We start from the raw sequence: 25,953 nt of genomic DNA, 5'->3' as shown, positions 1-25,953 counted from the left end.
AATGCAATATTTTTTTTACATGAAATAATGGTCATTATCATTTTTATTTAATTTATTGATTTATATTATATTTTTTCGTAATCAAGTGTAAACATAAGTTTACTACCACTGCTGAGTGAAAAATATTATTGTATGATTACATATACTTTGAATATGGCTGGCCTGAGAGAATAGCGACTGATTAATAAAAAAAACGGAGTATAGGTGTTGGCTCCACGCTTCAAAAAAATGTTGTTTGCCAATTACTTTTGAATTTTTATCGGTTATTGCCTATAATGCGCGCCACCTTTCCACTCTTTTATTGAATATTATGACTCATCATATCAACGCTGAATTGATTTATGGTTTAGAAGATAGACCGCCTTTACCACAAACGATTTTTGCTGCTTTACAACATCTATTAGCCATGTTTGTTGCGGTGATAACACCAGCATTACTGATTTGCCAGGCATTAGCATTGCCTCAGGTGGATACCCAGCACATTATCAGTATGTCCCTGTTTGCCTCTGGTGTCGCCTCTTTGCTGCAGATTAAAACTTGGGGACCGATTGGTTCTGGACTGCTCTCTATTCAAGGCACTAGTTTCAACTTTGTTGCCCCTTTGATTGCTGGCGGACTGACATTAAAAAATGGTGGATTTGATGTTCAAACGATGATGGCGACGCTGTTTGGTACGTTAATGCTGGGTTCATTCACTGAAATGATTCTATCGCGTATTTTACACCTGGCGCAGCGGATTATTACCCCACTTGTTTCAGGTATTGTGGTGATGATCATTGGTTTATCGCTGATTCAGGTCGGTTTAACCTCGGTGGGGGGCGGTTTTTCTGCTATGCAAGCTGGTACATTTGGTCAACCGATGAATCTCTTGTTAGCCGGTACGGTGTTAGTCGTTATTATTGTGCTTAATATACAGAAAAACCCTTATTTGCGTGTCTCTTCATTAGTCATCGCCATGGCAATTGGTTATGGTTTAGCTTGGATGCTCAATCTGTTACCGGAGGCGACACCAGTCGATTCAGGTTGGTTTATGATTCCGCAGCCGCTCTATTATGGGCTAAAAATTGACTGGGGCTTGTTGCTACCCTTAGTGCTTGTTTTTCTGATTACTTCACTTGAAACTATTGGTGATATTACGGCAACCTCAGATGTTTCCGAACAGCCAGTTGCAGGACCGATCTATATTAAGCGATTAAAAGGCGGTGTCTTGGCAAATGGCTTTAACTCCTTTGTTTCGGCTGTATTTAACACGTTTCCTAACTCTTGTTTTGGTCAAAATAATGGTGTGATACAGTTAACCGGCGTAGCAAGTCGATATGTGGGTTATTTTGTGGCCGGTATGTTGATTTTATTGGGACTATTTCCTGCCGTAAGCGGATTTGTACAGCATATTCCAGAGCCTGTTTTAGGCGGTGCGACCTTGGTGATGTTTGGTACGATTGCTGCCTCTGGTGTTCGCATTGTCTCTCGTGAAGCGCTGAATCGTCGAGCGATGATGATTATTGCTTTATCCTTAGGCATTGGGCTTGGCGTTTCTCAGCAGCCACAAATTTTCAATTTTATGCCGGAATGGACTAAGTCCCTATTTTCGTCTGGGATTGCAGCAGGAGGCCTTACGGCGATAATCTTAAACTTTATTTTTCCACTCGAGAAAGATAAAAAATCAGCCTAGACTTTAAGTCAATAACGCGATTAGCCGTTTAAGACGGCTCAATCGTGTTTTTGAATATTTGACAGATTCTGATGAATGATTATGGATTTGATGAGATAAAAAACCCATCGTTATAAAATAGCGATGGGTTTTTTTATCTCAGGCTTTGCCGATATTTGCAGAATTAAAATCTTATTCGTAAATACCGAGCTTTTTCTCTAAATAGTGAATGTTAGTGCCACCTTTATTAAAGTTGGTATCGTTCATGATTTCAATATGTAGATCAATATTTGTTTTGATACCATCAATCACTAATTCAGCTAAGGCATTTTTCATTCTTGCAATAGCAATATCACGACTTTCACCGTAGGCAATCAATTTACCTATCATTGAATCATAATGCGGCGGTACAGTATAACCCGCGTAAATATGTGACTCCCAGCGAATACCAAAACCACCAGGCGCATGAAAGCGCGTTATTTTACCTGGCGATGGCATAAATGTTTTAGCATCTTCGGCATTAATTCGGCATTCAATTGCATGTCCGGTAATATGAATATCACTCTGTTTAATCGAGAGAGGCATACCAGAGGCGATACGAATTTGTTCTTTAATTAAGTCGATACCGGTAATCATTTCAGTAACCGGATGTTCAACTTGAATACGGGTATTCATTTCAATGAAATAAAATTCATTATTCTCAAATAAGAACTCGAATGTCCCTGCGCCGCGATAACCGATTTCCACACAAGCGTTCGCGCAGCGTTCACCAATGAATTTACGCATTTTAGCGGTAATACCAACTGCAGGTGCCTCTTCAACGACTTTTTGATGACGGCGCTGCATTGAACAGTCACGTTCACCCAGATAGATAGCGTTACCTTGGCCATCAGCTAAAACTTGGATTTCAATATGACGAGGGTTTTCCAGGAATTTCTCCATATAAACCATATCATTATTGAATGCTGTTTTAGCCTCTAATTTTGTGGTTTTGATCGCTTGCTCGAGATCTTTTTCCTGACGTACGATACGCATACCACGACCACCACCACCGCCAGAAGCTTTGATAATAACCGGATAACCAATTTTTAAAGCAATCTCTTTGTTTTTATTGATATCATTACCTAATGATCCATCCGAACCTGGCACACAAGGAACACCGGCTTTTTTCATGGCTTCAATCGCTGAAACTTTATCACCCATTAAACGAATGGTTTCTGCTTTTGGACCAATGAAAATAAATCCTGAACGCTCAACTTGTTCAGCAAAATCAGCATTTTCTGAGAGGAATCCGTAACCTGGATGAATCGCTGATGCGCCAGTAATTTCTGCAGCAGAGATGAGTGCGGGAATATTAAGATAACTTTTAGCTGATGGAGCCGGACCAATACAGACCGTTTCATCAGCAAGTAACACATGTTTCAGATCTTTATCTGCAACTGAGTGTACTGCAACAGTTTTGATGCCAAGTTCTTTACAGGCACGAAGAATACGTAAAGCAATTTCGCCCCGATTGGCAATAACAATTTTATCAAGCATGTTAAACCTCGTTGGTTTACTTATTCAATGATGAATAGTGTTTGATCAAATTCAACTGGTTGACCATTTTCAACCAAAATTGCTTTCACGACACCCGATTTATCTGATTCGATTTGATTCATCATTTTCATCGCTTCAACGATGCAAAGTACATCACCCACAGCAACAGTCTGACCAACTTCAACAAAAGGTTTTGAATCTGGGCTAGGTGTACGATAGAAAGATCCAACCATTGGCGATTTTACTGCATGACCGGTCATGGCACAGCTAGCAGCCGTTTCTACTTCTGGTAGTGAAGTCGCTGCTTGAGCTGGTTGTGCAACATTAATTGTTTGTACAGGGAATGTTGGTGCGGGTACCACATTGATATTACGACTAATTCGTACTGACTCTTCACCTTCTGAAATCTCTAACTCAGAGATTCCTGATTCCTCGACTAACTCTATTAATTTTTTTATCTTACGAATATCCATGAATAACACCGTATGTTTTGTTTAAGGACAATAAAATCTTAAATTTTTAGTTTTTTCTCTTTCTTGAGAGATAACCGAAATTAATGCTGGTTTTCACCTCGAAAGAAACTCAATTCGATTAATTTAGCTAGTAAGTTACGCTAAATTAGGTCTATTTTAATAAATATTTAGTAAATAACCGGCAAGGATACACTGATAAAATAATTTTGTCACTGACTAGATGTTTAATTCGTGATTTTTTTCAAAAAAAATATCTCTTTATCTGGATAGAAAAAAGCTTCCTTTTCATCGAAAAATTGGTTGCAATTTTTTCAGCCTAGAACTAGGCGTATATGGAGAATTGATATACAATATTGCAATCTTTTTAGATTAAGTGATAGCAATATTCAGATTAACAACTTATATTTATATATTGCCTTTATAATAAAATATCATACACATTTAAAGTTTCAGGAAATAATTTCATTATGTTAAAAAAAATTCGAGGTCTATTCTCAAACGATTTATCTATCGACCTGGGTACTGCGAATACGCTTATTTATGTAAAAGGTCAGGGAATTGTATTAAATGAACCTTCAGTTGTTGCGATTAGACAAGATCGTTCTGGAACGCCTAAAAGTGTTGCCGCTGTGGGTCAAGCTGCAAAGCAGATGTTAGGTCGAACGCCGGGTAATATTGCCGCGATTCGTCCAATGAAAGATGGTGTGATAGCCGATTTTTCCGTTACTGAAAAAATGTTACAGTATTTTATTCGTCAAGTTCATAGTCACAGTTTTTTAAGACCAAGTCCACGCGTATTAGTCTGTGTGCCTGTTGGGGCAACGCAGGTTGAACGACGCGCTATTCGTGAATCAGCATTGGGCGCGGGAGCCAGAGAGGTTTATCTGATTGAAGAACCGATGGCAGCAGCTATTGGTGCTGATTTACCGGTTTCAGAGCCAAGTGGGTCAATGGTGGTCGATATTGGTGGTGGTACAACAGAAGTAGCTGTTATCTCTCTTAACGGTGTAGTCTATTCAGCCTCTGCGCGTATTGGTGGTGATCGTTTTGATGAAGCTATTATTAACTATGTTCGTCGTAATTACGGCGCATTAATCGGTGAAGCAACCGCTGAACGTATCAAACATGCGATTGGTTCCGCTTATCCTGGTGATGAAGTATTAGAGATTGAAGTGCGCGGTCGCAATTTAGCTGAAGGTGTACCAAGAAGCTTCACTTTAAATTCAAATGAGATTTTGGAAGCATTGCAAGAACCATTAAGTGGTATTGTGAGTGCTGTGAAAGTTGCTTTAGAGCAATGTCCGCCAGAATTGGCCTCTGATATTTCTGAACATGGCATGGTGCTTACTGGTGGTGGTGCCTTATTACGTAATTTAGATAAATTATTGGCGGTTGAAACCGGTATCCATGTTGTGATTGCTGATGATCCGTTAACCTGTGTGGCGCGTGGTGGTGGTAAAGCACTCGAAATGATAGATATGCACGGCGGTGATTTGTTTAGTGAAGATTAAAAGTCTGAATGCACATGCCATCATTTTTTCAGCCACTGTTTATTATTGCATATAATTAGGTGGCTTGAAAAATGAAACTCCTTTTTTCTAAAGGAGCACCACCTGGTGTTCAGCTATTTCTTGCATTATTTATCTCTATTGCCTTGATGGTGCTAGATCTTCACTATCACTCTTTCCGTTATGTTCGTTATTATCTCGATACGGCTGTGAGTCCTTTGTACTATGTGTCAAATAGTCCACTGGCCGCATTTGATGCTATGCGTGAAATGTCTAAGACGCGGGTATCATTGATTGATGAGAATATCACCTTACGTAATACGCTGCGAACCAAAAACAGCGATTTACAGCTTCTTGAGCAACTTAAACGTGAAAATGATGAATTACGTAAATTACTCGTTTCACCGCTGCGTCGTGATGAGTACAAGATGGTTGCGCAAGTTCTACTCGCTAACAGCAATCCCTATTCTTATCAAATTGTGTTAAACAAAGGTGATAAAAATGGTGTTTATACGGGACAGCCGGTACTGGATGAACAAGGTATTGTTGGACAGGTTTTTTCAACTTCCGAAACTACTAGTAGAGCGATTTTAATTTGTGACTATCAACACGCCATTCCAGTTAAAATATTGCGTAATGATATGTCAATGGTTGCTGTGGGGAATGGTTGTAGTAATAATTTAATCTTAGATTTTCTTCCCAATAATGTCGATATCAAAGTTGGCGATGAGTTAGTCTCTTCTGGTTTAGATGGCCGTTTTCCTGAGGGATATCCTGTTGCGAAGGTTGCTTCTGTTAATGTCGACCCCCATAGCGCTAACTTAGTTGTTCAGGCAACACCTACAGCAGATTTAAAACGTTTACGTTACCTTTTATTACTTTGGACTAAAGACCGATTACCTTCATCGGATAACCAGATGCAAGTCCAACATGACGCGCACGCTGATACCACCACAGAGATAAAGACAAATGAATAATCGACCGGCCCATAATCGATGGCTTGTTTGGCTGTTACTATTAATTGGCATATTATTACAACTCATGCCATGGACCTCCTCTATTTATGGTATTGAGCCTAATTGGTTGTTATTAATCTTAGTCTATTGGCATATTGCTTTGCCACACCGTTTTGGTATTGGTACGGCCTTTATTATCGGTCTTATTCTTGATCTTTTATCTGGCTCAGTATTAGGCATACACACTTTTGCGTTCTCGGTTGTGGCTTACTTATCGCTATTTAATTTTCAGTTGATTCGAAATTTAGCGTTATGGCAGCAGTTAATTGTGATTATTTTATTATCGATTTGTTATGAATTCTGTCTTTTTATTATTGAAATTCTGATTAATCATTCGATTATGATTTCGCCGATATCACTGGTTTCTTGCATTGTGAATGGTGTATTGTGGCCGTTAAACTTTTTATTTATGAGAATGATCAGAAAACGTTTTTGGATTAGTTAAGAGAGTACTATGTCAATAGAACTATTAATGAATGTGACCCCATCGGAAACTCGTGTAGCTTATATTGAAGATGGTATATTAAAAGAGATACACGTCGATCGCGAATCTAAACGTGGTATTGTGGGTAATATTTATAAAGGTAAAATTATTCGAATTTTGCCAGGGATGCAAGCAGCTTTTGTCGATATTGGATTAGATAAAGCTGCGTTTTTGCATGCCTCGGATATCATGCCACATACGGAATGTGTGGCGGATGCTGAACAGAAGCAGTTTCAGGTTAAAGATATTTCTGAGTTGGTTCGTCAAGGCCAAGATATCATGGTGCAAGTTGTTAAAGATCCCATTGGCACAAAAGGCGCAAGACTCACAACCGATATTACTTTACCATCTCGCTATCTTGTTTTTATGCCGGGCGCTTCTCATGTTGGGACTTCACAACGGATTGATAGTGAGCAGGAGCGTGAGCGTCTGAAATCTATTGTTGATAGCTATTGTGATGAGCTGGGTGGCTTTATTGTCCGAACCGCAGCTGAATGTGCTAATTCACAAGAACTAGAGCAAGATGCCATCTTATTAAAACGATTATGGCGTAAAATTCAGGAACGTGTTGCCCGACCTGGTAGTAAATGTCTAATTTATGGTGAACTGGCTTTAGCACAACGAGTGCTGCGCGATTTTGTTGGTGCGCCGATTGATCGTATATTAGTTGATTCTCGCTTAACCTATGATTTGCTTAACGAATTTATTGCTGAATTTATGCCTGAAGTCGCCAATAAGTTAGAACTTTATCGGGGTAGTCTGCCTATTTTTGATCTGTATGATACTGAAAATGAGGTGCAGCGTGCGCTTGAGCGAAAAGTAAAATTAAAATCAGGCGGCTATTTAATTATTGATCAAACAGAAGCGATGACAACCATTGATATCAATACCGGTGCGTTTGTTGGACATCGTAACTTAGAAGAGACGATCTTTAACACGAATATTGAAGCAACGATTGCAATTGCAAGGCAGCTACGTCTGCGAAATTTAGGCGGCATTATTATTATTGACTTTATCGATATGCAAGAAGAATTGCATCGAGAACGCGTATTACAGTCATTAAATGAGGCGTTACAAAAAGATAGAGCAAAAACGACGATTAACCACTTTTCGACACTTGGTTTAGTCGAGATGACACGCAAACGAACAAGAGAGAGTCTTGAGCATATCTTGTGTGAAGAGTGTCCTAGTTGTAAAGGTCGAGGCCGGGTTAAATCTGTTGAAACGGTCTGTTTTGAAATTTTGCGTGAAATTGTTCGCGTCCACAAAGCGCATCATTCGGAATACTTTTTAGTTTATGCGTCAACCGCTGTTGCAAATACCCTATCCACACATGAGTCTCATGCGTTAGCTGAAGTTGAAGTCTTTGTTGGTAAACGGGTTGTGGTAAAAGTTGAGCCGCTTTATATTCAGGAACAATTTGATGTGGTTTTAATGTAGTCATCAGTATGATTACTATTTAACAAAAGAGCATATATGACGTTTGCGAAAGTATCTGAACACTTATTAGCTGCTAATAATATACGTACTGAGGATTTGGGTAATTTACTTGATACGATATATCAACGCCGTATTGATTACGGCGATATCTATTTCCAGTCAACCTATAATGAATTCTGGTCACTAGAAGATGGCATGATCAAAAATGCTGCCTATCATAATGAGCAGGGCGTTGGTATTCGAGCTATTCTGGAAGAGAAAACCGGATTTGCTTATAGTGGTCAACTTGATTTAAATCGGTTGATTGAGTGTGCTGTTGCCGCAAGAAGCATTTCTGATGCCGATGGCATCTGTATTGCGCCGCCCCTTAATGCGGTGCAATATTCATCTATATATCCGGCGATCAACCCTTTATCACTTTACGCACAGCAGGATAAAATTACTTTATTGCATGCAGTAGATACTTTAGCCCGTTCATTAGATTCTCGCGTTAAGGATGTGCGAGCTAGTTTAACTGGTGATTACGAAGAGGTCTTAATTGCGGCAACAGATGGTACTTTAGCCACGGATATTAGACCGTTAGTTCGTTTATCGGTGACCGTTCTTGTTGAGCATGATAACCAGCGAGAAAGCGGTAGTTGTGGCGGTGGCGGTCGTTTTAAATACCAAACATTTACTGAAAAAAATCCATTGACCGGTGAGTCGTTATACGAAACTTATACACGTAATGCGGTACATTTAGCATTAACCAATTTGTTTGCAATGCCGGCACCAGCCGGTAGTATGCCAGTCGTATTAGGTGCTGGTTGGCCAGCAGTACTATTACATGAAGCGGTCGGACATGGATTAGAGGGCGACTTTAATCGCAAAGGTTCCTCTGTCTTTAGTGGTAAAATTGGCCAGCAGGTGACATCACCTTTATGTACGATTATAGATGATGGAACTTTACAAGGTTTGCGTGGCTCTATCTCTGTTGACGATGAAGGCGTACCAAGTCAATCAACTACGCTCATTGAAAATGGCGTTTTGAAGAACTATATGTTTGATAAGCTTAATGCTAAATTATTTGGCACCTGCTCTACTGGTAATGGCCGACGTGAAAGTTATTCATCGCTGCCAATCCCGCGTATGACCAATACCTATATGCTGGCGGGTGAATCCACTTTTGATGATATTGTGAGTAGTGTTGATTACGGTATTTATGCCCCTAATTTTTCGGGTGGTCAGGTTGATATTACCTCGGGTAAGTTTGTATTTTCAACATCAGAAGCTTATTTGATTGAAAAAGGAAAGATTACGCAACCAGTCAAAGGTGCAACCTTAATTGGCTCAGGGATTGAAGCAATGCAAGGTATTTCCATGGTGGGTAATAATCTCGCTTTCGATAAAGGTGTTGGCGTTTGTGGTAAAGATGGACAAAGTGTACCTGTTGGGGTCGGACAACCAACAGTCAAAGTTGATAGCCTTACGGTTGGCGGTACCTTGAGTGCCAAATAATTTTTATTCTAGTCAGTTGAGATATAGATCATAATGGATACAATTTTATCGTTATATGAAGCATTCAAATCACTCGATTACACTACGTTATCCGATCCCTCGGTGCTTTGGATCCTTTATAGTATGTTATTTGTCATTCTTTTTCTTGAGAATGGTGTATTACCCGCAGCCTTCTTACCCGGCGATAGCTTGTTATTTATTACCGGTATTTTAATTAGTTTAGATATATTTCATTTTGGTTTAATCAATGTGGTGTTGATTGCCGGTGGGGCTTGTGGTACATGGCTCGGCTATATTCAAGGTCGATGGCTAGGAAAAACCAAAATGGTACAAAATTGGATGGGGCACTTACCGACTAAATATCATCAACGCGCTGAGGTACTTTTTCATAAATACGGCTTAGCGGCACTGTTTATCGGTCGTTTTATTCCTTTTGTTCGTACACTGTTACCGATGTTGGCGGGTTTATCAGGTTTAAAAAATATTCGTTTTCATATTTTCAATTGGCTTAGTGCCACTTTGTGGATTTTTCTGATCACAACCGCCGGGTATTTATTTGGTCTGTCTCCGCTATTTAAAGCTTATGAGAAACAGTTTATGACGCTATTTATGTTAATTCCTGTTTTCTTATTAGTATTAGGTCTGATTGCATCATTGTGGGTTGTTTTGAGACGTTGGGCGATAACGAAGAGAGCTGCTGCTAAACAAGATAAACATTAAAGATGACGATTGTTGTAACATTAAAGCAGAAAGAAAAAATGGCTAGATAATTCTAGCCATTCTTATTTGAAATTAACCGATAAGCCGGGTTCTGTCGTGGACAATCATTCATCTAGGCTGATACTCGCGCATCAGCTCAAGCAGTCTACCCGGATCCAACGCGGGCCGCGCCAGTGGATCCCTATTTGACCTTGCTCCGAGTGGAGTTTACCGTGCCACAAACTGTTACCAGTTGTGCGGTGTGCTCTTACCACACCCTTTCACCCTTACCTGTACAAATTGATAAATCAATATGCCATCGGCGGTTTACTCTCTGTTGCACTGGTCGTGAATTTTAGCTCTCGCCAAAACTCCCCAGGCGTTACCTGGCACTCTGCCCTATGGAGCCCGGACTTTCCTCCCCTTTGTAAACAAAGCAGCGATTGTCTGGTTAATTTGGTGGCAGAGGATAGCTTACTTACCACAGAATAGCAATCATTATTTCTCTTCAAAGTAGATAAAACAAGCTATCTATTTCAATAAAATCAATAAATTAAAGATTATCTCAAATTAGCTTTACCAGATAAAAAAAGCGTGGTTTGAGGCCATCTCTTCACTATTAAACAGTTTCCAAGTCAATCTGAATCGCATATCTTATAGACAGTATTACAATTTTAATTAAATGAAACCAATTATTTACCAGCATAATTATTATAGGATGATATAGTACATATGATTAAAGCGTCAAATATGACAGGGAATATCAGTTTTCAAGAGATGAAGCAACAATTACATGCAGAAACCGCTTGTCCTCTTTATATTCAGTTAGCCTTTCTTTTAGAAAAAGCCATCAAAACGAAGTCTTTTCCTAATCATTTTTTACCTGTTGAACGCGACTTGGCGAAAAATTTGGCTATTTCTCGCGTAACGGTCAGTAAATCTTTATCTATTTTAGAAAATAAAAAACTGATTAGTCGTAAGCAGGGATTAGGGACGAGAATCTTATTTGAACAGAACAATCCCCTTCGTTATCGAGGATTTAACTCTTCGTTGACCAGTCTGGATGAGGTAACCACTATTGAGTGGTTATTAAGGCAGCGAATGAAAGCCAGTGATGAAATCGCTAAATATATCGAGCAACCACAAAATAGCGAGATTGCCTATTTAAAGTTACTGCGTTTAGCTAATGGTCAACCAATCAGCTTAGAATATATTTATGCGCCACTCAAATTTTTATCTAATCCTGAGATTTTTGATGGTGCACTTCATGAATACTGGAATGAACGTGGTTTTCATTTAGCTCAAAAATACTATCGAATAAAGGCTATCGCTTGTGATATGGAGAGTGCTATTTTTCTTAATGTAGCTAAAGATTCTGCCGTATTGAAAATGACTGAGATTACGCGTAATCAATTTAATGAAGTGCTACAAGTAAAAATCGCGATCACAATTAGTGATCTGTATGAGTATGAATTTGCGAGTTAACCGCTTACGTTGGCAAAATCAAGCCAAACTCTTAAGCGTTATACCTGTAACCAAAACGTCACGGGACCATCATTGATTAACGAGATTTGCATATCGGCAGCAAATTGGCCTGTTTGTGTCAGTATATCTTTCTGGATACATTGGTGGATAAAATGCTGGTATAGTCGCTCAGCCTCATCTGGTGCAGCGCCTCGCGAAAAACTGGGTCGCATCCCTTTTTGGGTATCAGCCGCCAGAGTAAATTGTGAAACAACCAATACGCTACCGCCGACCTGCTGCACATTCAGATTCATTTTTCCGTCAAGATCATTAAATATCCGATAACCCATAACCCGTTCACACAGACGTGCTGATTTTTCTTCATTATCTTCTTTTTCCACACCGAGAAAAACGAGTAAACCATAGTTGATTGCGCCGATAATTTGGTTGTCCACTTGAACACTGGCTTGCTTAACGCGTTGTATTAAAGCAATCATTTTGTCAGCTCTTGATGGTCACTGTTGCGTTGGCGGTTTTTTCTAAATGCCGTTAGTGTCGCGGCAAATTCAGCGCCAAATAAGACGATACACCAAGATATATAAATCCAAATCAAGAGTAACGGTAATGACGCAAGCACACCGTAGATAAGTTGATAAGTTGGAAAAGAGGTCACATAAAGGGTAAACGCTTTCTTACCTAGTTCAAATAGTGAAGCCGCGATAATGGCACCAATCACTGATTCTAAAACAGGCACCGGTTCTGTTGGCACGATACTATACAGCAGCCAGAAACTGATGATAGAGAGCACAAAAGGCAGCATTCTCAGTAATAGATTAATAGCATCAATATCAGAGAAAAATTGTAATGAAAATACATAAGAGCTGATAACCAGACTAGTACCGACCAAAATGGGACCCAGTGTTAAAATTGTCCAGTAGATGGTTAAGCTATAGAAAAAAGAGCGTTTGCGAGTGGTACGCCAGATTGAGTTCAAAGTGCTATAAATAGAGTTAATTAATAATAATGACGTGACGATAAGTCCACATACGCCAATGACCGTCATTCTATTAGAATTAGCGACAAACTGCTCCAGATAGGGCTGTACGGTCTCTTTGGTAGCGGGTACTAAGTTATCAAAAACAAATTCTTTTATTGTTTCAGTCACTTCGCTAAACATCGGAAATGCGGATAATAGGAAGAAGATAACGGCAATCAGCGGCACTAAAGCAAGAATCGTGGTGTAGGCAAGACTTGCGGCATTAGTCGTTAGCCTATTTTCATTCATGCGCTGCCACAGTAAAATCAAAAAACGCTTAATTTTATCAGATGCAATTAACAAATTATTCATGATTCCATTCTCAGATAGCTAAAATTTTATTGGTTTTTGTTATTTATTACTAATAATACAGTTATTTATACCGTTATGCTTGAGCTGAGCGACAATCGTTTCTGCCTGGGCTTTACTGCCATACTCTGAACCCACGATGACTCGATAGAGTGAAGCTGATTGCACCTTACTTTCTATCCCTGACATGGCAATTCGAGCCCGTTGTGACTCGGCATTACTTTTATCTTTGAAGGCGCCACACTGAATCGCCCATTTTGTGTTTGTTGATGATTTCGGTGGTGTCGTTTCAACTGTTTTTGACGGTGCAGAAACTTGGGCTGTCTTATTTCCAGCTGGTTTTACTGAATTTGATGATGAGGCTTCATTTCGAAATGAATTTAAAATTTGTTCTCGTTCGCTGGCGGTGGTTTGATTTTGCGGACGAATATCTTTCTCGCCGTCTGGATTCTCTAGCTGTTTTAGATAAGCCCATCGCTCTTGTGGTTTTTCCGGCAATAAGACTTCGGGTTTAGATACCGGTTTTTGAACGTTCGTAACTGGTTTACTGTCTGATCTATTTTTAGAGATGACGTATAATATTGCGACAAAAAGCACAATCAGAATGATGCCAATTACCATCATCAATTTAGGAATAACACGGGAGTGGTTTTGCTTAGAGCTTCCTTTCTTTTTTCTCACATAATCACGCTGAGCCATTGTTATTTCTCTCTAAATAGGCGCACTGAATAAAATGTTATGTTACTGAAGTCCTGGCGTTTTAGCTAGTATTTATCTTCTTTTTTGCATAAAAAAAGCGGTTTAAATAACCGCTTTTGATTTGGTAAAACAAATTAAACGTAATCGATTAAGCTAATGCATTAATTTGTTTTGTTAAATTAGATTTATGACGTGCTGCTTTGTTCTTATGAACTAAACCACGTGCTGCCTGACGGTCAACAACGACTTGCATGTCTTTAAATGCTGCTAATGCTGTTTCTTTATCACCTGCTGCAACCGCTGCGTATACTTTTTTGATATAAGTACGCATCATGGAGCGACGGCTTGCATTATGCTTACGACGCTTCTCTGATTGGACAGCACGTTTCTTAGCTGATTTGATATTAGCCAAGGTCAACTCCCGAATTAAAATAATGACTTTTACAAGGCGGGGAAATATACCCCATTTACATTCATTTGTCAATGAACTTTTCTCTCTCATCGCCTAACCAGGATAAATCAAGCTGTCACTTGTCATGACTAATATGATAACTTTTGTTTTGATAGGAAATGGATTACTCAACATTTTAGCGTTTAATGTCTGTGAATTCAAATAGGAAATTTATGATAAGCGTTCACTACTGAAATCTTTTTATGATAGAATATTAAGTAGTTTTTGAATTTTAATATGAAAATGAGGAAGTTCCATGGCAATCATTAAAATGGCCGATCTTGATCTTAAAGGCAAGCGTATATTTATTCGTTCAGATCTGAATGTTCCAGTTAAAGATGGTAAGGTTACATCAGATGCACGTATCCGTGCTTCACTACCGACAATTGAACTTGCGATTAAGCAGGGTGCGAAAGTTATGGTCACTTCTCATCTGGGTCGTCCGACTGAAGGTGAATATGATGAAGCTTTTTCACTACAACCTGTTGTAGACTATTTAAAAGCACACGTGAGCTTCCCAGTTCGTTTAGTTAAAGACTATATTGATGGTGTTGATGTCAAAGATGGTGAGCTGGTTGTGCTGGAAAATGTGCGTTTCAATAAAGGCGAAAAGAAAGACGATGAAGCACTATCTAAAAAATATGCAGCATTATGTGATATTTATGTGATGGATGCCTTTGGTACTGCGCATCGTGCTCAAGCCTCAACACATGGTGTGGGTAAATTTGCACCTGTAGCATGTGCGGGCCCATTATTATCAGCAGAATTAGAGGCTTTAGGTAAGGCGCTAAGTAATCCAGCAAGACCGATGATCGCAATTGTTGGTGGATCTAAAGTATCAACTAAATTAACTGTACTAGATTCGCTGTCAAAAATTGCTGATCAACTTGTTGTTGGTGGTGGCATTGCAAATACGTTTATTGCGGCTGCGGGCTATAACGTCGGTAAATCACTTTATGAAGCTGATCTGATTCCTGAAGCAAAACGTTTAATGGAAAAGTGTCATATTCCAGTCCCAACCGATGTCCGTGTTGCCACTGAGTTTAGTGAAACTGCGCCAGCAACATTAAAATCAGTTAAAGATGTGCAGGATAATGAACAAATTCTTGATTTAGGTGATGATTCAGCCCAAGTGCTTGCGGATATTATCAAAAATGCTAAAACCATTTTATGGAATGGTCCAGTTGGTGTATTTGAGTTCCCTAATTTCCGTCATGGTACAGAAGTTGTGTCTAAAGCGATCGCTGAGAGCGCTGGTTTTTCTATTGCAGGTGGTGGTGATACCTTAGCCGCGATTGATCTGTTCAATATTGAAGATAAAGTCTCTTATATCTCAACGGGTGGCGGAGCTTTCCTTGAATTTGTTGAAGGTAAAGAGCTACCTGCGGTCTCTATGTTAGAAGCACGCGCTAAAGCATAAGTTCTTCCTTTACTATTAAGAAGGATTGGCATCAGTCAGTCCTTCTGTTTTCGAACCATACAAATAGGTATAAACTATGTCTAAAATCCTCGATGTTGTAAAACCAGGCGTTGTTACTGGTGATGACGTTCAAAAAGTCTTTCAAGTTGCTAGAGAAAACAAGTTTGCGTTACCAGCGGTTAACTGTGTGAACTCTGACACGATTAATGCAGTTATTGAATCTGCAGCCAAAGTACGTTCACCGGTTATTGTTCAGTTTTCTAACGGCGGCGCACAATTTATGGCAGGTAAAGGCTTAAAACTTGAAGGTCAAGAAAGTGCAGTGATCGGTGCGATTGCCGGTGCACATCATGTTCATCTTGTTGCACAAAAATATGGCGTACCTGTGTTATTACATACTGACCATTGTGCTAAAAAATTATTACCTTGGATTGACGGGCTATTGACCGCGGGTGAAGCCCATTTCGCAAAAACGGGTAAACCACTGTTCTCTTCTCATATGATCGATTTATCAGAAGAGTCGCTAGAAGAAAATATTGATATTTGCTGTCAATATTTAGCTAGAATGTCAACAATGGGTATGACATTGGAACTTGAGTTAGGTTGTACGGGTGGTGAAGAAGATGGTGTTGACAACAGCCATATGGACAGTTCAGCACTTTATACTCAGCCTGAAGATGTTGCTTATGCCTATGAAAAATTAAGTGCAATTAGTCCTCGTTTCACGATTGCGGCTTCTTTTGGTAACGTTCATGGTGTATATAAACCAGGCAACGTTAAGTTAACGCCAAAAATTTTGGATAACTCTCAAAAATATGTTTCTGAAAAGTTTGATTTACCTGAAAAATCAATTAACTTCGTTTTCCATGGCGGTTCAGGCTCTACGCAAGAAGAGATTGCTGAAGCAGTGAGCTATGGTGTGGTAAAAATGAATATTGATACTGATACTCAGTGGGCTAACTGGGAAGGTATCTTAAATTATTACAAGAAAAATGAAGATTACTTACAAGGTCAATTAGGTAACCCTCAAGGTGCTGATCAACCGAATAAGAAATACTACGATCCACGTGTTTGGTTACGTGAAGGTGAATTATCACTGATTCAACGTCTTGAATTAGCGTTTAAAGAGCTAAATGCGATTGATGTATTATAATCATTGTTGTTGATTAAAACATGATGAAATAAAAAACGACCTTAATGGTCGTTTTTTATTGGATAGCAATTATCTATTTTGCAGGTTTGGTTGTAGCGGTATGGTTATTAGGCTATTTTTGGCTTTTGTCGAGATGATCAATATCGACTAAAAATAGCAGTGCTGCACTACCACCATACTCTTTTGGTGCTTGATGAAAACCCAGTATAGCCGGGTGCTGTGCCAGCCACATTGGCGTTTGTTTTTTCAAAATATTTTTACCATGGCCATACATAATACAGCTACAGTAAGCCCGCTCATTTAAACAAACATTAATTAAGGCCGCAATTTCTTGTTTTGCTTCTTGTTGGGTTAAACCATGTAAATCAAGGAAAAACTCTGGTTCATAGAAGCCTCGACGGAGCTTTTTTATCTCGTTAGGATCCGCATTCTCTCGCACGTAACGAATCGGATCATCTTGTATTAACGGCTGATACTCATCTGAAAAATAGAATCGGGTGTCGATGACTTGTTGTTGTAATTTCTGCTCTTGTTTCTGTTTTCTCGGTAGTTTTTGTGGTTGATGGACAACGGTATCTTGTTTTAAAGTTTGTACTTGACCAATCGAAACTTTAAATAAAGCCAAATCTTCTTTTGTCGCGTTATTCTTCATGGGCATATATTATTCCGGATAAACTTTTTCTTTAAATTCACAAAGATCTTCAATCACGCATGAACCGCAGCGTGGTTTACGTGCAATACAGGTATAGCGTCCATGTAAAATAAACCAGTGGTGACAATCAAGCTTATATTCATCAGGGACAACATTGAGTAACTTATCTTCTACGGCTTCAACGGTTTTGCCTGGCGCAAAATGGGTACGATTACAGACACGAAAAATATGTGTATCGACTGCAATAGTTGGCCAGCCAAATGCCGTATTGAGAACAACATTAGCCGTTTTACGTCCAACGCCAGGTAAAGCGACGAGCGCATTAAAATCTTCCGGCACTTCACCATGATGTTGTTCTATCAATATTTGACAAGTTTTAATAATATTTTCGGCTTTACTATTATATAAACCGATGGTTCGGATATAAGTTTTTAACTTATCAACACCAAGAGAAAAAATAGCCTGCGGTGTATTGGCAATTTGATAGAGTGGCTTGGTTGCTTTATTGACGCTCACATCAGTTGCTTGCGCAGACAAGATGACTGCGATTAATAACTCAAAAGGTGTTTGATAGATGAGCTCTGTTGTTGGATCTTTGATATGCGCTTGCAAACGTTTTAATATTGCCACTCTTTTTAACTTATTCACGATTAAACCTTATTGACAAACCGTATCAATGCTTTTGTTAGTTTACTTTTATTCGAATGAAGAGAGTATACCAAGATTATGAAAAATAGGAAATTTCATCGTCTCTTGTACTTGATGGAATGTAGTAGAAGTATTTTATGCTGGTTATCGCTATCGACAGTATGATTTTATATATTGTTTTTATCAATAAACAGACAAAATAGGGGGATAGCTTTATAGCCCGATATTTTTATGTTATTCTCCTCGGCTGATCTATCTAAAAACAGCCAAACAATAATAAAGAGGAATCCAATGACTTTGCCATTACTTGTGACATTCTTAGTCTATATTAGCGGAATGATCATTATTGGTTTAATTGCATTTAAAGCAACCCGTAATTTTGGTGATTATATTTTAGGTGGTAGAAAAATTGGCGGCTTTGTGACTGCCTTATCTGCTGGTGCATCAGATATGAGTGGCTGGCTATTAATGGGATTACCTGGCGCAGTATTTTTATTTGGTATTTCTCAAAGCTGGATTGCCATTGGCTTGGTTATTGGTGCCTATCTTAACTGGTTATTAATTGCAGGGCGGTTAAGAGTTTTTACTGAGGTCAATCATAATGCCCTCACATTACCCGATTATTTTTCCTATCGATTTGCAGATGATAGCCGTATTTTAAGACTATTCTCAGCGGTTGTCATTTTGGTCTTTTTTACCATTTACTGCGCGTCTGGTATTGTGGCTGGCGCGAAATTATTTGAAAGTACATTTGGTATGAGTTATCCCATGGCAATGATTGCAGGTATGAGCGCAACGCTGATTTACACCCTGATTGGTGGTTTTTTAGCGGTGAGCTGGACAGATACGATACAGGCAAGCCTGATGATGTTTGCACTCATTATTACGCCTATTATGGTGATTATTCATGCTGGTGGTTTTGATGATGCCATGATGATGATTCAAGCTAAATCAGCCTCCTATTTAGATATCTTTACGCATATGGACTGGATTGCCATCATCTCATTGTTAGGCTGGGGTCTGGGTTATTTTGGTCAACCACATATTTTAGCTCGTTTTATGGCGGCCGATTCTCACAAAGTGATGAAAAAAGCGCGTCGCATTAGCATGACCTGGATGATTTTATGCTTAGGTGGTGCGATTGCGGTTGGATTCTTTGGGATTGCTTATTTTGCTGGACATCCTGAAATGATGTATTTAGTCGATCAAGGTAAGCAAGAACGTATTTTTATTGAGCTTTCTAAACTTTTGTTCAATCCATGGATGGCAGGTATTTTATTGGCAGCGATTTTAGCCGCTGTCATGAGTACGTTAAGTTGTCAGTTATTAGTGAGTTCTAGTGCGATAACCGAAGATTTATATCGTGCTTTTTTCAGACCAAAAGCCTCTCAGAAAGAGTTAGTCTGGGTCGGCCGCGCGATGGTATTGTTAGTTTCAATCATTGCCTTTTTATTAGCGTTAAATCCGGAAAGTAGTGTTTTAGGACTGGTTGCTCATGCCTGGGCTGGATTTGGTGCTGCCTTTGGTCCAGTGATAATCTTCTCCGTATTTTGGCATAGAATGACGCGAATGGGTGCCTTACTCGGTATGGTGGTAGGGGCGCTGACGGTACTTGTCTGGATATTTTATAACTGGTTTAATTTATACTCTTTAATTCCAGGTTTTATTTTCTCATCAGTGGCGATTATTGTGGTTAGTTTACTTGATAAAAAACCTGCTGGTGATATTGTAAAACAATTTAATAAAGCGAATGATTTATTTCATAATAAAGCTTAAAATATTGATTTTAAATTTATTTTAAGATTCGAAAAGAAACAGGTGTGACTATGACAATCAATGTGATCAAACAATTACAAGAAAGAGGCCTAATTGCTCAGTTGACAGATGAGCAAGGATTAGAAGAACGTTTAGCACAAGGGCAGGTTGCATTGTATTGTGGTTTTGATCCCACTGCCGATAGCTTACATTTAGGACACTTAGTACCACTACTATGTTTGAAACGTTTTCAGTTAGCTGGTCACAAACCGGTTGCGCTAGTGGGGGGGGCGACAGGACTTATTGGTGATCCGAGCTTTAAAGCGGCTGAACGTAAACTCAATACTGAAGATATCGTGGTTGATTGGGCCAATAAAATCAAAGCCCAAGCGTCGCCGTTCCTTGATTTTGATTGTGGTGATAATTCAGCGATTATAGTGAATAACTATGATTGGTTTGGTGGCATGAATGTATTAACTTTTTTACGGGATATTGGTAAATACTTTTCTGTTAATGCGATGATCAACAAAGAAGCGGTTAAGCAAAGAATTAGTCGTGATGATGTGGGTATTTCTTATACTGAGTTTTCTTATAATTTATTGCAGTCTTATGATTTTGCTTCGCTCAATAAAGCACATCAAGTTGAATTACAAATTGGCGGTTCTGATCAATGGGGTAATATCACCTCAGGGATTGATTTAACGCGTCGTCTTCATCAAAAACAAGTCTATGGTATGACCGTCCCTTTAATCACTAAATCGGACGGGACTAAATTTGGTAAAACTGAAAGTGGTGCTGTCTGGTTAGATGCGAAGAAAACCAGTCCGTATAAATTTTATCAATTTTGGATTAATACCGCTGATACGGATGTCTATCGTTTCCTCAAATTCTTCACTTTTATGCCATTAGCGGATATTAATGCGTTGGAAGAAGAGGATAGAAATAGTGGTGTTGCACCAAGAGCCCAATATGTTTTAGCTGAAGAAGTGACGCGTTTAGTTCATGGTGATATTGGTTTAGCGGCTGCTAAGCGTATCACCCAAAGTCTATTCTCAGGTAATTTAAATGAATTAACTCAGGACGACTTTATCCAGTTAGCGCAAGATGGTATGCCGACAGTTGAGTTAGATGCCGAGGCGGATTTACAGCAGGCGTTAGTCAATGCAGGTCTGGCGCCGTCTCGTGGCCAAGCGAGAACGTTAATTGAATCAAATGCGATTGCGATTAATGGGGCCAAACAGTCGTCAGCGGATTATAAATTTATAAAAGAAGACAAAATGTTTGGACAATATGGTTTACTTCGTCGTGGTAAAAAACATTACAGCCTGTTAATTTGGAAATAATGTATTGAGATCAAATTGAAATAAAGGTATCGAAAATGAAGAATATTTTAGCAATTCAATCTCATGTTGTATTTGGTCATGCGGGTAATGGCGCTGCTGAATTTCCAATTCGTCGTCTGGGTGTTAATGTCTGGCCATTGAATACGGTTCAGTTCTCTAATCATACACAATACCGTCAATGGAAAGGTATGGTGATGCCAGCTACTCATTTAGTTGAAATCGCCGACGGTGTTGCTGATATTGATGAGTTAAAACATTGTGATGCGATATTAAGTGGTTATATGGGATCGCCAGAACAAGGTCATGCCATTATTGAGATAGTCAAAAAAGTGAAAGCCGCCAATCCTCAGGCAATCTATTTTTGCGATCCGGTGATGGGGCATCCTGAGAAAGGATGCTTTGTTGCGCCGGGTGTAGCGGAGTTTTTATGTGATGTTGCTCTACCATTAAGTGATATGATTGCCCCAAATTTATTAGAGCTTGAGGAACTTAATGGTAAACAGCGTGTCAATAATGTAGAAGAGGCGATTTTAGCCAGTCGTGCATTATGCAAAAAAGGTCCAAAAGTTGTATTAGTGAAGCATTTAAGCCGTGCTGGTTATCGCAATGATCGTTTTGAGATGTTGTTAGTCACGAAAGATGAAGCTTGGCATATTCATCGTCCATTAGTTGATTTTGGGGTACGTCAGCCAGTTGGTGTGGGTGATTTAACCAGTGGTCTGTTTCTCGCCAATCAATTATTAGATAAGTCACTCGTTGAGTCTTTCGAACATACTACGTCGGCGGTTTATGCTGTCATCAATGAGACGCTTAAACGTGATCAGTATGAACTACAAATAGTTGCAGCCCAAGACGAAATCGCAAAACCTACGCTTTGGTTCAAAGCCGAAAAAATTAATTAAGAAATTGCAATTGAGCAATCATGATATAAGGGAATATATTATGGGTGAAAGTAACCCTGAAATGAAAGCGATGTTTGGTTCAAGATTAGCTGAGTTGCGACAAGCTGCCGATCTGTCAGTGGACAATATGGCCAGTAAATTACGGATTCGTCGTGCTATCGTTGATGATATCGAATCGGGTTCGATAGAGATGATCCCGCTTGTCTTCTTGCGTGGTTATGTGAAATCTTATGCGGCGATTGTTCAGCTACCTGACGAGGAGTTACAGGGATATTTACAGATGATCGGCACGTCACGACCTAATCCCGCGCTGATCAAGAATTATGCGCTTAAAGAGCAGCAGAAAAAACATGGTAAGCATATCTTGTTTTGGTGTTTGATTATTTTCTCTATCATTATTGTTATTACCGGTGCTTTTTTATGGCAAGATTATCATGATTCACAAACTAGCGTGACGCATTATAAACCTTCACAGCGTATTATGCAGGAGCTTGCTGACGGATAGTTAGAAGGGTGGATTTTCAGAAAACTGGATGAAAATCAAAAAGTTTCATAGAGTAAAAATATCCATTACTCTTTCCATTTGTATTACAGACATTTTTATCAAATCTTGATAAGATGAGCAATTCAATCTTTTTTATCAATTGTTTAATGAGCCGTGTATGAGTAGTAATCAACAGCCTAAAATTGTGCGTCGACAATCAACTCGAATTTATGTTGGTCATATTCCTATTGGCGACGGTGCGCCGATTGCGGTTCAATCCATGACAAACACCCGTACAACCGATGTAGAAAAAACAGTTAATCAAATAAAAGCATTAGAACGCGTAGGTGTTGATCTTGTCCGTGTCTCGGTACCGACGATGGACGCTGCTCAAGCATTTAAGTTGATTAAACAGCAAGTCTCAGTGCCCCTTATTGCGGATATTCATTTCGATTACCGAATTGCCTTAAAAGTGGCTGAATATGGCGTTGACTGTTTACGTATCAATCCGGGTAATATTGGTAAAGCAGATCGAATTCGTGCGGTGGTCGATTGTGCCAGAGATCGCAATATTCCTATTCGCATTGGTGTTAATGCCGGTTCTTTGGAAAAAGATATTCAAGAAAAATATGGTGAACCGACACCTCAGGCGATTGTCGAGTCGGCTTTACGGCACGTTGATATTTTGGATAAGCTCAATTTTGATCAGTTTAAAGTGAGTGTAAAAGCCTCTGATGTATTTACCGCCGTTGAGGCTTATCGTCTATTAGCCAAACAGATTAAACAACCGCTTCATCTTGGCATTACTGAAGCCGGTGGTGCACGCTCAGGGGCGGTTAAATCTGCTATAGGATTAGGCATGTTACTTGCCGAGGGGATTGGTGATACTTTACGGGTATCATTAGCCGCTGATCCAACAGAAGAAGTAAAAGTCGGTTTTGATATTTTACAGTCGTTACGTATCAGAGCTCGAGGCATTAATTTTATCGCTTGTCCAACCTGTTCCAGGCAAGAGTTTGATGTGATTAGTACGGTCAATGCCTTAGAGCAAAGACTTGAGGATATTATCACGCCGATGGATGTTTCTATCATCGGTTGTGTCGTGAATGGTCCTGGTGAAGCCTTGGCCTCAACACTCGGGGTTGCTGGCGGCAGTCAAAAAAGTGGTTTTTATGAAGATGGTGAACGGGTCGGTCGAATTGATAATGATAAAATGATTCAGGAGCTGGAGGCGAAAATTCGCGCTAAAGCTCAATTACTGGCAAATAGAATTACAGCTAAAGAAATTGTGTGAATAAAATGGCAGAGCAAAATAAAGGCAAAAAGATTCAGGCTATCCGTGGTATGAATGATTTACTCCCTGCGGAAAGCGTCGTATGGCAAAAGATTGAAGGTCTTTTGAAACAGACTTTAACTAGTTATGGTTATAGTGAAATTCGGACTCCGATAGTGGAGTCAACCGGATTATTCCAGCGTGCTGTTGGTGAAGTGACGGATATTGTTGAAAAAGAGATGTACACTTTTCATGCCCGTAATGATTCGGATAAAGAGAGTTTAACACTGCGTCCGGAAATCACTGCCGGCTGTGTTCGTGCCGGTATTGAGCATGGTTTATTATATAATCAAGAACAGCGTTTATGGTATCTTGGCCCAGCATTTCGTTATGAAAAACCACAAAAAGGACGTTATCGCCAGTTTCATCAGTTAGGTGTTGAGGTCTTTGGTTTACAAGGACCCGATATTGATGCAGAGTTAATTTTATTAACGGCGAGATTTTGGCGAGCACTCGGAATTGATCAGCATGTTAGCTTAGAGCTCAATTCGATTGGTTCTTTACAAGCCAGAGCTGACTATCGCAACGCTTTAGTGGCATTTCTTGAGCAGCATAAAGATAAACTGGATGAAGATTGTTTACGTCGTATGTATACCAATCCGCTGCGCGTATTAGATTCTAAGAATCCACAAGTACAAGCGTTATTGAATGATGCACCTAAACTATTTGATTATATTGACGATGAATCAAAAGTGCATTTTGACGGTTTATGTCAATTACTTGATTTTGCTGGTATTAAGTATCGCATCAACCAACGTTTAGTGCGTGGTCTTGATTACTATAATCGTACAGTGTTTGAATGGGTCACCAGCAGTCTTGGCGCACAAGGAACAGTCTGTGGTGGGGGGCGTTATGATGGCTTAGTGGCTCAACTGGGTGGGCAAACGACGCCTGGCGTTGGCTTTGCGATTGGCGTTGAACGCTTAGTCTTACTTGTGCAGACGGTTAATCCTGACTTTAAAGCGGATAACGAAATTGATATTTATATGATAGCTTCAGGTCAATTAAGTGATGGCACCAGTGTTGTTGCTGTTGCGCAGCGTTTAGCTGAGCAGTTACGTGATCAATTATCTGATCTGCGTATCATGACTAATTATGGCGGCGGTAACTTTAAGAAGCAATTTTCTCGTGCTGATAAATGGCAAGCTAAAATAGCTATCGTGATTGGCGAAAATGAGGCCTCTGCCGATAAAGCAATCATTAAAAATTTGCAAACCGGTGAACAAATTGAAATCACACAGCAAGAAATTGCTGCAAGCTGTTTAACTATTTTAGCTAAAATCAAGGGAGAATAATGATGAGTCATCATTCTGACGTAGAAGAACAACAAATCAATGAACTAAAAGGTTTTATTAAAAAGTATTGGCAGCTGATTGTGATTATTTTGATTATTGCGCTTGCCGCCGTATGGGGATGGCGATATTGGCAGTCACACCATAGCGCTAAACTTGCACAGTCTTCTGAGACTTTTGAGGCGCTGGTGGTGAAATTAGACGCTAAAAATCCTGATTCAGTCAAAGAGTTAGTCGCTTTTTCTGATAGTGAGAATAATGTGTATGGTATATTAGCATCTTTAAAAGCGGCACAATTTTATGTCGAAGATCTCAAAGATTATCCTGGTGCACAAGCATTACTTGAAAACGCCGCCAAGAAGACAAAAGATAATGCGGTGTTAGGCGTTATTTATACCCGAATTGCTCGCTTACAATATCAACAGGGCTTAAATGATCAAAGCTTACAAACGCTGGATAAAATTAAAGGTGAAGGCTGGTTGCCAGCGGTAAATGATATTCGTGGTGATATCTTTGTTAAACAAGGCCATTATGATGAGGCCATTGCGGCTTATCAAGCCGCGCTTGAGGAGAAACCCGCCACTGAGTTGGCTAGTAATGTCCAAATGAAACTTAATGATGCTTTATACCAACAGCAAAAACAAGCTAATGTAAGTCAGGCGGATAATTCAGCAGCACCCGCGCCAGCTAATTAAAAGAAATCAT

At 39.5% G+C, this 25,953-nt stretch carries 25 protein-coding genes and 1 other RNA gene; 17 read left to right on the top strand and 9 right to left on the bottom strand.

Annotation, left to right across the window (positions count from 1 at the left end):
- The first annotated feature begins 310 nt into the window (after positions 1–310).
- Positions 311–1,672 carry a uracil-xanthine permease family protein gene (locus tag RHO15_00470; GenBank protein ID WVD64022.1) on the top strand — a complete coding sequence of 454 codons (1,362 nt, stop codon included), beginning with the start codon at positions 311–313 and terminating at the stop codon, positions 1,670–1,672.
- Positions 1,673–1,843: 171 nt separating this feature from the next.
- Here RHO15_00470 and accC read toward each other — a convergent pair whose 3' ends face one another.
- Together accC and accB are read right to left on the bottom strand one after the other, a co-directional pair.
- Entirely contained in the window at positions 1,844–3,190 is a 1,347-nt protein-coding gene (gene accC, locus RHO15_00465; protein ID WVD64021.1) for an acetyl-CoA carboxylase biotin carboxylase subunit, read from the bottom strand.
- A 20-nt stretch (positions 3,191–3,210) separates the two neighbouring features.
- The gene (accB, locus tag RHO15_00460; GenBank protein ID WVD64020.1) at positions 3,211–3,663 is read right to left on the bottom strand and encodes an acetyl-CoA carboxylase biotin carboxyl carrier protein; all 453 of its coding nucleotides are present in this window, start codon (positions 3,661–3,663) and stop codon (positions 3,211–3,213) included.
- Positions 3,664–4,130: 467 nt separating this feature from the next.
- Between accB and RHO15_00455 the strand changes: the two genes are divergently transcribed.
- The 6 genes from RHO15_00455 to RHO15_00430 all read left to right on the top strand — a co-directional run bounded on the left by RHO15_00455 (position 4,131) and on the right by RHO15_00430 (position 10,328).
- Entirely contained in the window at positions 4,131–5,174 is a 1,044-nt protein-coding gene (locus tag RHO15_00455; GenBank protein WVD64019.1) for a rod shape-determining protein, read from the top strand.
- Positions 5,175–5,245: 71 nt separating this feature from the next.
- On the top strand, positions 5,246–6,148 hold the full coding sequence (gene mreC / locus RHO15_00450) for a rod shape-determining protein MreC (protein WVD64018.1): 903 nt from the start codon (positions 5,246–5,248) through the stop codon (positions 6,146–6,148).
- A complete protein-coding gene (gene mreD / locus RHO15_00445) occupies positions 6,141–6,632 on the top strand; it encodes a rod shape-determining protein MreD (protein ID WVD64017.1) in 492 nt (163 codons plus the stop codon). Before mreC ends, mreD begins: the two co-directional genes overlap by 8 nt.
- Positions 6,633–6,641: 9 nt before the next feature.
- Entirely contained in the window at positions 6,642–8,111 is a 1,470-nt protein-coding gene (gene rng, locus RHO15_00440; protein WVD64016.1) for a ribonuclease G, read from the top strand.
- Between the two features lie 36 nt (positions 8,112–8,147).
- Positions 8,148–9,608 carry a metalloprotease TldD gene (gene tldD / locus RHO15_00435; GenBank protein WVD64015.1) on the top strand — a complete coding sequence of 487 codons (1,461 nt, stop codon included), beginning with the start codon at positions 8,148–8,150 and terminating at the stop codon, positions 9,606–9,608.
- Positions 9,609–9,641: 33 nt separating this feature from the next.
- Positions 9,642–10,328 carry a DedA family protein gene (locus RHO15_00430; GenBank protein ID WVD64014.1) on the top strand — a complete coding sequence of 229 codons (687 nt, stop codon included), beginning with the start codon at positions 9,642–9,644 and terminating at the stop codon, positions 10,326–10,328.
- A 64-nt stretch (positions 10,329–10,392) separates the two neighbouring features.
- Here RHO15_00430 and rnpB read toward each other — a convergent pair.
- Positions 10,393–10,766: RNase P RNA component class A (gene rnpB, locus RHO15_00425), an RNA gene on the bottom strand.
- Between the two features lie 273 nt (positions 10,767–11,039).
- Between rnpB and RHO15_00420 the strand changes: the two genes are divergently transcribed.
- Positions 11,040–11,792 (top strand): GntR family transcriptional regulator, encoded by a 753-nt coding sequence (locus RHO15_00420; protein ID WVD64013.1) that lies wholly within the window; start codon positions 11,040–11,042, stop codon positions 11,790–11,792.
- A gap of 38 nt (positions 11,793–11,830) precedes the next feature.
- Here RHO15_00420 and dtd read toward each other — a convergent pair whose 3' ends face one another.
- The 4 genes from dtd to rpsT form a co-directional block, all read right to left on the bottom strand.
- On the bottom strand, positions 11,831–12,268 hold the full coding sequence (dtd, locus tag RHO15_00415) for a D-aminoacyl-tRNA deacylase (GenBank protein ID WVD64012.1): 438 nt from the start codon (positions 12,266–12,268) through the stop codon (positions 11,831–11,833).
- Entirely contained in the window at positions 12,265–13,119 is an 855-nt protein-coding gene (locus RHO15_00410) for a virulence factor BrkB family protein (protein ID WVD64011.1), read from the bottom strand. The genes dtd and RHO15_00410 overlap by 4 nt, the downstream gene beginning before the upstream one ends.
- 39 nt (positions 13,120–13,158) lie before the next feature.
- The gene (locus tag RHO15_00405) at positions 13,159–13,815 is read right to left on the bottom strand and encodes an SPOR domain-containing protein (GenBank protein WVD64010.1); all 657 of its coding nucleotides are present in this window, start codon (positions 13,813–13,815) and stop codon (positions 13,159–13,161) included.
- Between the two features lie 148 nt (positions 13,816–13,963).
- A complete protein-coding gene (gene rpsT, locus RHO15_00400; GenBank protein WVD64948.1) occupies positions 13,964–14,227 on the bottom strand; it encodes a 30S ribosomal protein S20 in 264 nt (87 codons plus the stop codon).
- Positions 14,228–14,522: 295 nt separating this feature from the next.
- Between rpsT and pgk the strand changes: the two genes are divergently transcribed.
- Both pgk and fbaA read left to right on the top strand, forming a co-directional pair.
- Positions 14,523–15,686, top strand: coding sequence for a phosphoglycerate kinase (pgk, locus tag RHO15_00395; GenBank protein WVD64009.1), 1,164 nt, complete (start codon positions 14,523–14,525; stop codon positions 15,684–15,686).
- A gap of 76 nt (positions 15,687–15,762) precedes the next feature.
- Entirely contained in the window at positions 15,763–16,839 is a 1,077-nt protein-coding gene (fbaA, locus tag RHO15_00390; GenBank protein WVD64008.1) for a class II fructose-bisphosphate aldolase, read from the top strand.
- Between the two features lie 112 nt (positions 16,840–16,951).
- Here the strand turns inward: fbaA and smrB are convergent, their stop codons facing one another.
- Together smrB and nth are read right to left on the bottom strand one after the other, a co-directional pair.
- Positions 16,952–17,497: an endonuclease SmrB gene (smrB, locus tag RHO15_00385; protein WVD64007.1), complete on the bottom strand. Its 546-nt coding sequence runs from the start codon at positions 17,495–17,497 to the stop codon at positions 16,952–16,954.
- A gap of 3 nt (positions 17,498–17,500) precedes the next feature.
- A complete protein-coding gene (gene nth / locus RHO15_00380) occupies positions 17,501–18,139 on the bottom strand; it encodes an endonuclease III (GenBank protein WVD64006.1) in 639 nt (212 codons plus the stop codon).
- Positions 18,140–18,430: 291 nt separating this feature from the next.
- On the opposite strand from nth, the gene putP reads away from it, so the two are divergent.
- The 7 genes from putP (at position 18,431) to RHO15_00345 (ending at position 25,943) form a co-directional block, all read left to right on the top strand.
- On the top strand, positions 18,431–19,915 hold the full coding sequence (gene putP / locus RHO15_00375; GenBank protein ID WVD64005.1) for a sodium/proline symporter PutP: 1,485 nt from the start codon (positions 18,431–18,433) through the stop codon (positions 19,913–19,915).
- 50 nt (positions 19,916–19,965) lie between these two features.
- Entirely contained in the window at positions 19,966–21,237 is a 1,272-nt protein-coding gene (tyrS, locus tag RHO15_00370; GenBank protein ID WVD64004.1) for a tyrosine--tRNA ligase, read from the top strand.
- Between the two features lie 35 nt (positions 21,238–21,272).
- Positions 21,273–22,139 carry a pyridoxal kinase PdxY gene (gene pdxY / locus RHO15_00365; GenBank protein ID WVD64003.1) on the top strand — a complete coding sequence of 289 codons (867 nt, stop codon included), beginning with the start codon at positions 21,273–21,275 and terminating at the stop codon, positions 22,137–22,139.
- Positions 22,140–22,179: 40 nt separating this feature from the next.
- Complete coding sequence (locus tag RHO15_00360) at positions 22,180–22,644, top strand: helix-turn-helix domain-containing protein (GenBank protein WVD64002.1); 465 nt, start codon at positions 22,180–22,182, stop codon at positions 22,642–22,644.
- Between the two features lie 157 nt (positions 22,645–22,801).
- On the top strand, positions 22,802–23,917 hold the full coding sequence (gene ispG, locus RHO15_00355) for a flavodoxin-dependent (E)-4-hydroxy-3-methylbut-2-enyl-diphosphate synthase (GenBank protein WVD64001.1): 1,116 nt from the start codon (positions 22,802–22,804) through the stop codon (positions 23,915–23,917).
- A 5-nt stretch (positions 23,918–23,922) separates the two neighbouring features.
- Positions 23,923–25,251 carry a histidine--tRNA ligase gene (hisS, locus tag RHO15_00350; protein ID WVD64947.1) on the top strand — a complete coding sequence of 443 codons (1,329 nt, stop codon included), beginning with the start codon at positions 23,923–23,925 and terminating at the stop codon, positions 25,249–25,251.
- Positions 25,251–25,943 (top strand): tetratricopeptide repeat protein, encoded by a 693-nt coding sequence (locus RHO15_00345; GenBank protein WVD64000.1) that lies wholly within the window; start codon positions 25,251–25,253, stop codon positions 25,941–25,943. Before hisS ends, RHO15_00345 begins: the two co-directional genes overlap by 1 nt.
- The last annotated feature ends 10 nt before the right edge of the window (positions 25,944–25,953 follow it).

The sequence above is a fragment of the Orbaceae bacterium lpD01 genome, from assembly GCA_036251705.1.
Taxonomy (GTDB): Bacteria; Pseudomonadota; Gammaproteobacteria; order Enterobacterales; family Orbaceae; genus Utexia; species Utexia brackfieldae.
Note: the sequence above shows the minus strand (reverse complement) of the source record. Positions and strands in the feature narration are given on the sequence as shown.

What these genes read in the sequence shown, in the direction of transcription:
- RHO15_00470 (WVD64022.1), top strand. Translation starts at nt 311, where the DNA reads ATGACTCATCATATCAACGCTGAATTGATTTATGGTTTAGAAGATAGA.
- accC (WVD64021.1), bottom strand. Translation starts at nt 3,190, where the DNA reads ATGCTTGATAAAATTGTTATTGCCAATCGGGGCGAAATTGCTTTACGT.
- accB (WVD64020.1), bottom strand. Translation starts at nt 3,663, where the DNA reads ATGGATATTCGTAAGATAAAAAAATTAATAGAGTTAGTCGAGGAATCA.
- RHO15_00455 (WVD64019.1), top strand. Translation starts at nt 4,131, where the DNA reads ATGTTAAAAAAAATTCGAGGTCTATTCTCAAACGATTTATCTATCGAC.
- mreC (WVD64018.1), top strand. Translation starts at nt 5,246, where the DNA reads ATGAAACTCCTTTTTTCTAAAGGAGCACCACCTGGTGTTCAGCTATTT.
- mreD (WVD64017.1), top strand. Translation starts at nt 6,141, where the DNA reads ATGAATAATCGACCGGCCCATAATCGATGGCTTGTTTGGCTGTTACTA.
- rng (WVD64016.1), top strand. Translation starts at nt 6,642, where the DNA reads ATGTCAATAGAACTATTAATGAATGTGACCCCATCGGAAACTCGTGTA.
- tldD (WVD64015.1), top strand. Translation starts at nt 8,148, where the DNA reads ATGACGTTTGCGAAAGTATCTGAACACTTATTAGCTGCTAATAATATA.
- RHO15_00430 (WVD64014.1), top strand. Translation starts at nt 9,642, where the DNA reads ATGGATACAATTTTATCGTTATATGAAGCATTCAAATCACTCGATTAC.
- RHO15_00420 (WVD64013.1), top strand. Translation starts at nt 11,040, where the DNA reads ATGATTAAAGCGTCAAATATGACAGGGAATATCAGTTTTCAAGAGATG.
- dtd (WVD64012.1), bottom strand. Translation starts at nt 12,268, where the DNA reads ATGATTGCTTTAATACAACGCGTTAAGCAAGCCAGTGTTCAAGTGGAC.
- RHO15_00410 (WVD64011.1), bottom strand. Translation starts at nt 13,119, where the DNA reads ATGAATAATTTGTTAATTGCATCTGATAAAATTAAGCGTTTTTTGATT.
- RHO15_00405 (WVD64010.1), bottom strand. Translation starts at nt 13,815, where the DNA reads ATGGCTCAGCGTGATTATGTGAGAAAAAAGAAAGGAAGCTCTAAGCAA.
- pgk (WVD64009.1), top strand. Translation starts at nt 14,523, where the DNA reads ATGGCAATCATTAAAATGGCCGATCTTGATCTTAAAGGCAAGCGTATA.
- fbaA (WVD64008.1), top strand. Translation starts at nt 15,763, where the DNA reads ATGTCTAAAATCCTCGATGTTGTAAAACCAGGCGTTGTTACTGGTGAT.
- smrB (WVD64007.1), bottom strand. Translation starts at nt 17,497, where the DNA reads ATGCCCATGAAGAATAACGCGACAAAAGAAGATTTGGCTTTATTTAAA.
- putP (WVD64005.1), top strand. Translation starts at nt 18,431, where the DNA reads ATGACTTTGCCATTACTTGTGACATTCTTAGTCTATATTAGCGGAATG.
- tyrS (WVD64004.1), top strand. Translation starts at nt 19,966, where the DNA reads ATGACAATCAATGTGATCAAACAATTACAAGAAAGAGGCCTAATTGCT.
- pdxY (WVD64003.1), top strand. Translation starts at nt 21,273, where the DNA reads ATGAAGAATATTTTAGCAATTCAATCTCATGTTGTATTTGGTCATGCG.
- RHO15_00360 (WVD64002.1), top strand. Translation starts at nt 22,180, where the DNA reads ATGGGTGAAAGTAACCCTGAAATGAAAGCGATGTTTGGTTCAAGATTA.
- ispG (WVD64001.1), top strand. Translation starts at nt 22,802, where the DNA reads ATGAGTAGTAATCAACAGCCTAAAATTGTGCGTCGACAATCAACTCGA.
- hisS (WVD64947.1), top strand. Translation starts at nt 23,923, where the DNA reads ATGGCAGAGCAAAATAAAGGCAAAAAGATTCAGGCTATCCGTGGTATG.
- RHO15_00345 (WVD64000.1), top strand. Translation starts at nt 25,251, where the DNA reads ATGATGAGTCATCATTCTGACGTAGAAGAACAACAAATCAATGAACTA.